The sequence below is a fragment of the Paraconexibacter sp. genome, assembly GCF_041602235.1.
Taxonomy (GTDB): Bacteria; Actinomycetota; Thermoleophilia; order Solirubrobacterales; family Solirubrobacteraceae; genus Paraconexibacter.
In genome coordinates, this window is the sequence record NZ_JBFIGP010000220.1 from 1 (window position 1) to 6,562 (window position 6,562).

5 protein-coding genes are annotated in these 6,562 nt (G+C 72.5%); 3 read left to right on the forward strand and 2 right to left on the reverse strand.

What is annotated here, in order from left to right; all coding sequences use genetic code 11:
• Positions 1-1,101: putative bifunctional diguanylate cyclase/phosphodiesterase (locus tag ABYE80_RS15405; RefSeq protein ID WP_372791178.1), on the forward strand; the 1,101-nt coding region annotated here is incomplete at its 5' end.
• A gap of 51 nt (positions 1,102-1,152) precedes the next feature.
• Positions 1,153-3,165 carry an NAD-dependent DNA ligase LigA gene (gene ligA, locus ABYE80_RS15410; RefSeq protein ID WP_372791179.1) on the forward strand — a complete coding sequence of 671 codons (2,013 nt, stop codon included), beginning with the start codon at positions 1,153-1,155 and terminating at the stop codon, positions 3,163-3,165.
• 29 nt (positions 3,166-3,194) lie between these two features.
• Here ligA and ABYE80_RS15415 read toward each other — a convergent pair whose 3' ends face one another.
• Together ABYE80_RS15415 and ABYE80_RS15420 are read right to left on the reverse strand one after the other, a co-directional pair.
• Positions 3,195-3,422 carry a hypothetical protein gene (locus tag ABYE80_RS15415; protein ID WP_372791180.1) on the reverse strand — a complete coding sequence of 76 codons (228 nt, stop codon included), beginning with the start codon at positions 3,420-3,422 and terminating at the stop codon, positions 3,195-3,197.
• A 38-nt stretch (positions 3,423-3,460) separates the two neighbouring features.
• Entirely contained in the window at positions 3,461-4,723 is a 1,263-nt protein-coding gene (locus tag ABYE80_RS15420) for a class I SAM-dependent methyltransferase (RefSeq protein ID WP_372791181.1), read from the reverse strand.
• A 127-nt stretch (positions 4,724-4,850) separates the two neighbouring features.
• On the opposite strand from ABYE80_RS15420, the gene ABYE80_RS15425 reads away from it, so the two are divergent.
• Positions 4,851-6,562: EAL domain-containing protein (locus tag ABYE80_RS15425; RefSeq protein ID WP_372791182.1), on the forward strand; the 1,712-nt coding region annotated here is incomplete at its 3' end.

Genomic DNA, 6,562 nt, shown 5'->3' on the forward strand with positions numbered 1-6,562 from the left:
GCGGGGGACGACCTGATCGTCCACGTCGCGGCCACGCTGCGCAACCGGCTGCGGGAGACGGATGCCCTGGCCCGCCTCGGCGGCGACGAGTTCGCCGTGCTGCTGGACCACGTCGACGCGACGGCCGCCCAGACGATCGCCCAGGAGCTCTGTCAGGCCGTTGCGACCACGCCCCTCACGATCGAGGGGACCCCGGTCTTCATCACGCTGTCGGCCGGCGTGACCGTCATCGACCCGGAGATCCGGTCGGTCGACGAGGCCATGGTCGCCGCCGACGTCGCGATGTACGACGCCAAGGAGCAGGGTCGCAACCGGGCGGTGCACTACGAGCACGAGGGCTCACAGCGCCGCCACATGACCGACGGGCTGCGATGGTCCCAGCGGCTGCACCAGGCCCTCGAGCAGGACGGCATCTCCCTGCACGCGCAACCGATCGTGGACCTGTCCACCGGCGACGTCGCCTACCACGAGGTGCTGATGCGGCTCCACGGGGACGACGGAACGGTCTACGAGCCGGCCGAGTTCCTGCCCATCGCCGAGCGGTTCGGGTACGCGCCACGGCTGGACCGGCACGTGATCGATCTCGCCGTCGATCTCGCCATCCGCCATCCCACACGCGCCCTCACCGTCAACCTCTCCGGCACGTCCATCACCGACCCCACGCTCGGCGACTGGATCGAGGCCCGCATCGCGGGCACCACGTGCCGGCCGGGGCAGCTCGTGTTCGAGATCACCGAGACCGAGGCGATCGCGAACATGGAGGAGGCGCGTCGCCTCGCTACGCGCCTGCAGCGCATGGGATGCCGCCTCGCGCTCGACGACTTCGGCTCGGGCTTCGCGAGCTTCTACCACCTCAAGACCCTGCCGATCGACCTCGTGAAGATCGACGGCGAGTTCGTGCGCCGTCTCGGGCGGGACTCCGCCGACCGCCTGGTCGTGGAGGCGGTGCAGCGGGTGGCGAGGGGCTTCGGCAAGGACCTTGTGGCCGAGCACGTCGAGAGCGCCGAGGCCGCCGACGTGCTGCGCGAGCTCGGGGTCCGCTACGCCCAGGGGTACTACTTCGGACGCCCGGGAGTCGCGGAAACGATGCTCGAGCGCTGATCGATCCGGGCGGCCGGTGGCGCGTCGTCCGCCGTCGCTACGGTGCGCAGCATGGCCGACGAGACCCCCGCCGAGCGCGTCGAGGCGCTGGCCGCCGACCTGCGCCGCTGGAAGGAGCAGTACTACGCCGGAGAGCCGACGGTCGACGACGCGACCTTCGACGAGCGGGAGGACGAGCTGCGGGAGCTCCTCGCCGAGCATCCCGAGCTCACCCCGCAGGACAACCCGCTGGAGCAGGTGGGCGCGCGCCCGAGCACGCGCCGGGCGATCCGGCACGCCCGGCCGATGCTCTCGCTGGCCAAGGTCAACCCCGGGGAGCGCGAGGACGGGGTCCGGGAGTTCGCGGAGCGGTTCCCGGACCAGCCCCTGCGGGTGACGCCGAAGCTCGACGGCGTCTCGCTGTCGATCGTCTACGAGGACGGGGAGATCGCGTGGGTCGCCACGCGCGGTGACGGCACGACCGGCGAGGAGGTGACCGCGGCGGCCCGCCACGTGCTACCCGAGCTCCCGCACGCGCTCGAGGGCGTGCCCGGACGCGTGGAGGTGCGCGGCGAGGCGGTGATGCTGCGGTCGGTGTTCCACGCCTACAACGAGTCGCACCCCGAGAAGCCGCTGGCCAACCCGCGCAACGCCTGCGCGGGCACCCTGCTGCAGAAGGACCCGCGGGTGGCGGCGGAGGCCGGCCGCGTGCTGCGCCTGTACGCCTTCGACGTGGACGGCGCCGACCTCGCGCTCGACGACCTCCGGGCGCACGGCCTGCACGTCCCGGACGTCGTCGTGGTGGTGGGCGCCGACGCCGTGCTGGAGCGGATCGCCGAGATCGAGGCCACGCGGGCCGACAACGACTTCGACATCGACGGCGTGGTCGTGCAGCTCGACTCGGCGCGTGCCTTCCTGGCCGCGGGGTTCCGCTCCAGCACGCCCCGGGGCGCGGTGGCGGTCAAGCTGCAGTCCGAGGAGCGCGAGACGATCCTGCGGGACATCAGCTGGGAGGTCGGCCCCGGCGGCAAGGTGGTGCCCCGTGCCGTCCTGGAGCCCGTGTTCGTCGGCGGGACGACCGTGTCCAGCGCGACGCTCGCCAACCAGGAGGTCGTCCGGGCGCGCGGGGTGAAGGTCGGGATGCGCGTGATGGTCAAGCGGGCCGGCGACGTCATCCCGTTCGTCAGCGGTCCCGCGCCCGGTCCCCAGCCCGACGACGTCCGCGACGCCGAGATCCCTACCCGCTGCCCGTCCTGCGACACCGAGCTGGAGGAGCGCGGCAACTCGCGCGAGCTGTTCTGCCCGAACCTCGACTGCCCGGCGCAGACGCTGCGGCGGCTGCAGTGGTGGGCGGGCCGCGCCGCCGCGGACATGGAGGCGGTCGGGGCGACGTGGATCGCGCGCCTGTACGACGACGGCAAGCTGCGCTCGCCGGCGGACTTCTACACGCTGACCCAGGAGGATCTCCTGGCCTACGACGGGATGGGGGACATCAGCTCGCGGCGGTTCGTGGAGTCCATCGATCGCTCTCGGGGCATGGGCCTGCGACGCGCGATCATCGGCTTCGGCATCCGGCACACCCGGGAGGGCAACGCCAAGCGCCTGTGCCAGGCCGGGTTCGGGTCCGTCGAGGAGATCGCCGCCGCGACCGAGGAGCAGCTGGCCGAGGTCAAGGACATCGGACCGGTCGTCGCCGCGTCGATCGTCGAGTACTTCTCCCGACCCGAGGTGCGGGAGATGGTCGCGCTGCTGCGCGAGCGGGGCGTCAACCTCGACGTGCTCGACGAGGACCGGCCCGTGGACGTCGCCGAGGCGGCCGATACGCCGCTGAAGGGCGCGACGGTGGTCGTGACCGGGGCGATCGTCCACCCGGAAACGGGGGAGAAGGTCGCGCGGCCCGCGTTCGTCCGTCTGCTGGAGCAGGCCGGGGCGACGAGCGCGACGTCGGTGTCGGCGTCGACGACCTACCTGATCACCGGCAACGACGTGGGTGCGTCGAAGACGGCCAAGGCGCAGAAGCTCGAGGTCGAGGTCGTCGATCAGGGCGTCGCGTGGGGCTGGCTGCGGGACGCGGCCGTGAGCTGATCACGAGCCCGGGCTCGCGCTGGGCGCGGTCAACCGTGCGGGCGGCGCTGCCGGTCCCGATCCTCGGCCTCGCCGATCATCAGGAACACCACGGACACGACGAGGGTCGCGCCGACGCCCATGGCGCCGACGCCGAGGATGTCACCGGTGCCGCTGGTGACGATGAACAGCACGACGCCGACCGCGCACGCGACGCCGGCGATCGCCAGCAGGACGCGGGCCGTCGGGCTGAGGGGCGGACGCTTCGGGTCGGTCATGCCTCCACTATTCCCGGTTCGGCGCGGATCGGACCGTCTCAGGGCGCGGTACCCGGGCGCTCCGCCGCGTCCGGGCGGGATGCGCGCACCTGGAAGAGCGAGGTGAAGCCCGTGCGGAAGCCGTTGCGTGCCGCCCGCAGGTACAGGCGCCACACGCGCACGCGTTCGGGACCCGCGAGCCGGATCGCCTCGTCCAGGTTGGCGTCGAGGCGGGCGATCCAGTGCGTGAGCGTCCGGTCGTAGTGGTGGCGGAAGTCCTCCACGTGATGCGTCTCGAACCCGGCCCGTTCGAGTGCCGCCTGGATGCGCGACAGGTGCAGCGGCGCGGCGTCCGGGAAGACGTAGCGCTCGGAGAACGGCCCGGCCTCGGGATCGTCGGGGCGCAGCCTGGCGATGCCGTGGTTCAGGAGCCGGCCCCCGGGTCGCAGCAGGCGCAGCAGCCGTGAGGCGTAGTCGTCGATCTGCACGCTCCCGACGTGCTCCACCATCCCGATCGACGCGATCGCGTCGAACGGCCCGTCGGTGATCGCCCGGTAGTCCATGACGCGGATGTCGACGCGCTCGCCGACGCCGGCCGCCGCGGCCCGCTCGCGGGCGATTCGCGCCTGCGGCTCGGAGAGCGTGATCCCCACCACGTCCACGTCGTGGCGCTGCGCGGCGTGGACCGCGAAGCTGCCCCAGCCGCAGCCGACGTCGAGCACGCGCTCGCCGGGCTGCAGCGCGAGCTTGGTGCAGATCAGCTCCCGCTTGACGTCCTGCGCGTCCTCGAGGGACTCCTCGCCCGTGGGGAACACCGCGCAGGAGTAGGTCATCGACGCGTCGAGGAACAGCGCGAAGAAGTCGTTGGACACGTCGTAGTGGTGCCGCACGGACCGGGCGTCGCGCTCGGCCGAGTGGCGGCGCCCGCGCGGTCGCAGTTCCGCTGCGGGCGGAGCAGGCGGGCGGACCAGTCCCATGGCGCGAGCCGCCGCCAGCGCGAGCCGGGCCTGCGTCGGGCGGTCCAGCGCGGGAGGCTTCCAGTGCTCGAGCACGTCGATGACCCCGTCGAGGTCGTCGACCTCCAGCATGCCGCTGACGTACGCGCGGCCGATGCCGAGCTGCCCGGGTGCGCGGAGGACGTGGGCCAGCGCCGCACGGTCCCGGACGGCGAACGTCGGTGGGGCGCCGTCACCGGTCACGGCGGTCGTGGGGGCCAGGCGCGAGCCGTCCCACAGCTCGATCGCGAAGGGACGGTCGGGCAGGACCTGCGAGAGCTGTCGCAAGAGCACGTCTGGGGCGCCGCGGAGAAGCCCGTCGACCATCGTCGTCCGATCGTAGAGGAGAGCACCGGTCCCGATCCACCCGTCGCGCCCCCACGGCGGGCGGAAAAGCTGCAAGGCTGGGTTCCACATGGAACGTGCGCATGGGTCCGACGGCGACCCTGGCGCTGTGCAAGACCAGGGCCAGGTCATTCTGCGATCGGCGATCGACGGGCTCGCCGCGCATGTCGCCGTCGTGGACAAGGACGGCTGGATCGTGCAGGTCAACCGGGCATGGGAGCGGTTCGGCCACCAGAACGCGCGCTTCACCCGCGGGCTCGGGGTCGGGGCCAACTACCTGGACGTCTGCGACCGGGCCGGGGACGCCCACCCCGCGGCCGAGGTGGCCGCCCGCCTCCGCGGGCAGCTCGCCGGTGACACGGCGCCGTGGAGCGTCGAGTACCCGTGCCACGGAGGCGGCGTCGAGCGCTGGTTCCGCCTGGTGTCGACGCCGTGCGATGCCGGGGACGCGCGCGCCGTCCTCACCCACGAGAACATCACCGACCGCCACCGGGCCGAACAGGATCTGCACATCCGGTCGCGGCTCCTGCGAGAACTGGCCACCCCCGTCGTCGCGATGCGCCCCGACGGGGTCGTGGGGGAGTGGAACCCGGCCGCCGAGCGGGTCTTCGGCTATCCGGCCGAGGGCATGCGCGGAGGGCGCTGGGTCGAGATGCTCACGGTGCCGAGCGGCGGGCTGAGCCTGCTCGACCACCTGGACGCGGTCGGGCACGTCAGCACGGAGCGGGAGGTCGTGCGCCCCGACGGGTCCACCGTCCACGTGGCGCTCTACGGGATCCGGGTCGACGACGACGCGGCACAGCCGCTGGGCATCGTCGTCATCGCCTTCGACCTGACCGCGCGCGTGGATGCCGAGCGCCAACTGCGCGGCGTCCGCGACTTCCTGCGGGCGGTGGCGCGCGACATGGGCGAGGGGCTCCTGACCCACGACCCCGCCGGCCGGGTCACCTTCGTGAACCGGGCCGCGGCGCGGATGCTCGGCTGCGAGGAAGGGGACCAGGTCACCAGGATCATGGGGGAGGCGGCGTACCAGGCCGAGCACCTCCGGAAGCACGAGACGAGCTTCACCCGGCGGGACGGGACCACCCTGGACGTCGAGTTCACGTCCTCCCCGTTCGTGACCGAGGCCGGGGTGTCCGGCCAGGTCGTGGTGTTCTCCGACATCTCCGAGCGCAAGGAGCGCGAGCGGGATCTCCTGGCCCGCGTGGAGTGGGCGGCGCTCATCGGCACCGTGCGAGACGCGCTCGACGAGGGCCGCATGGTTCTGCACGCCCAGCCGATCATCGACGTGCGCTCCGGCGAGACGGTCCAGCACGAGCTGCTGATCCGGATGATCGGGGGCGACGGGGAGCTGATCGCGCCGGGGGCGTTCCTGCCGGCCGCCGAGAGCTTCGGCCTGATCCGCGAGGTGGACCGGTGGGTCATCACGCAGGCGGTCGGACTCGCCGCTCGCGGGCTGCCCGTCGAGCTCAACCTCTCGGCATCCTCGCTCAGCGACCCCGGCCTGCTGGACACGATCTCGGCGGAGATCGCCGTGCGGCGGGTGGACCCGGCCCTGCTGGTGTTCGAGCTCACCGAGACCGGGATCCTCGAGGACGAGCGCTCGGCGGGGCAGTTCATCGCCGGGGTCCGGGAGATGGGGGCCAAGGTGGCACTGGACGACTTCGGTACCGGCTACTCGGGCTTCAGCTACCTCAAGCACCTCCCCGTCAGCTACCTGAAGATCGACATCGACTTCGTGCGGGACCTGCTGGCCAACGACGCGAGCCGGCACGTCGTGGCGGCGGTCGTCGACCTCAGCGACCGCTTCGGCCTGCGGAC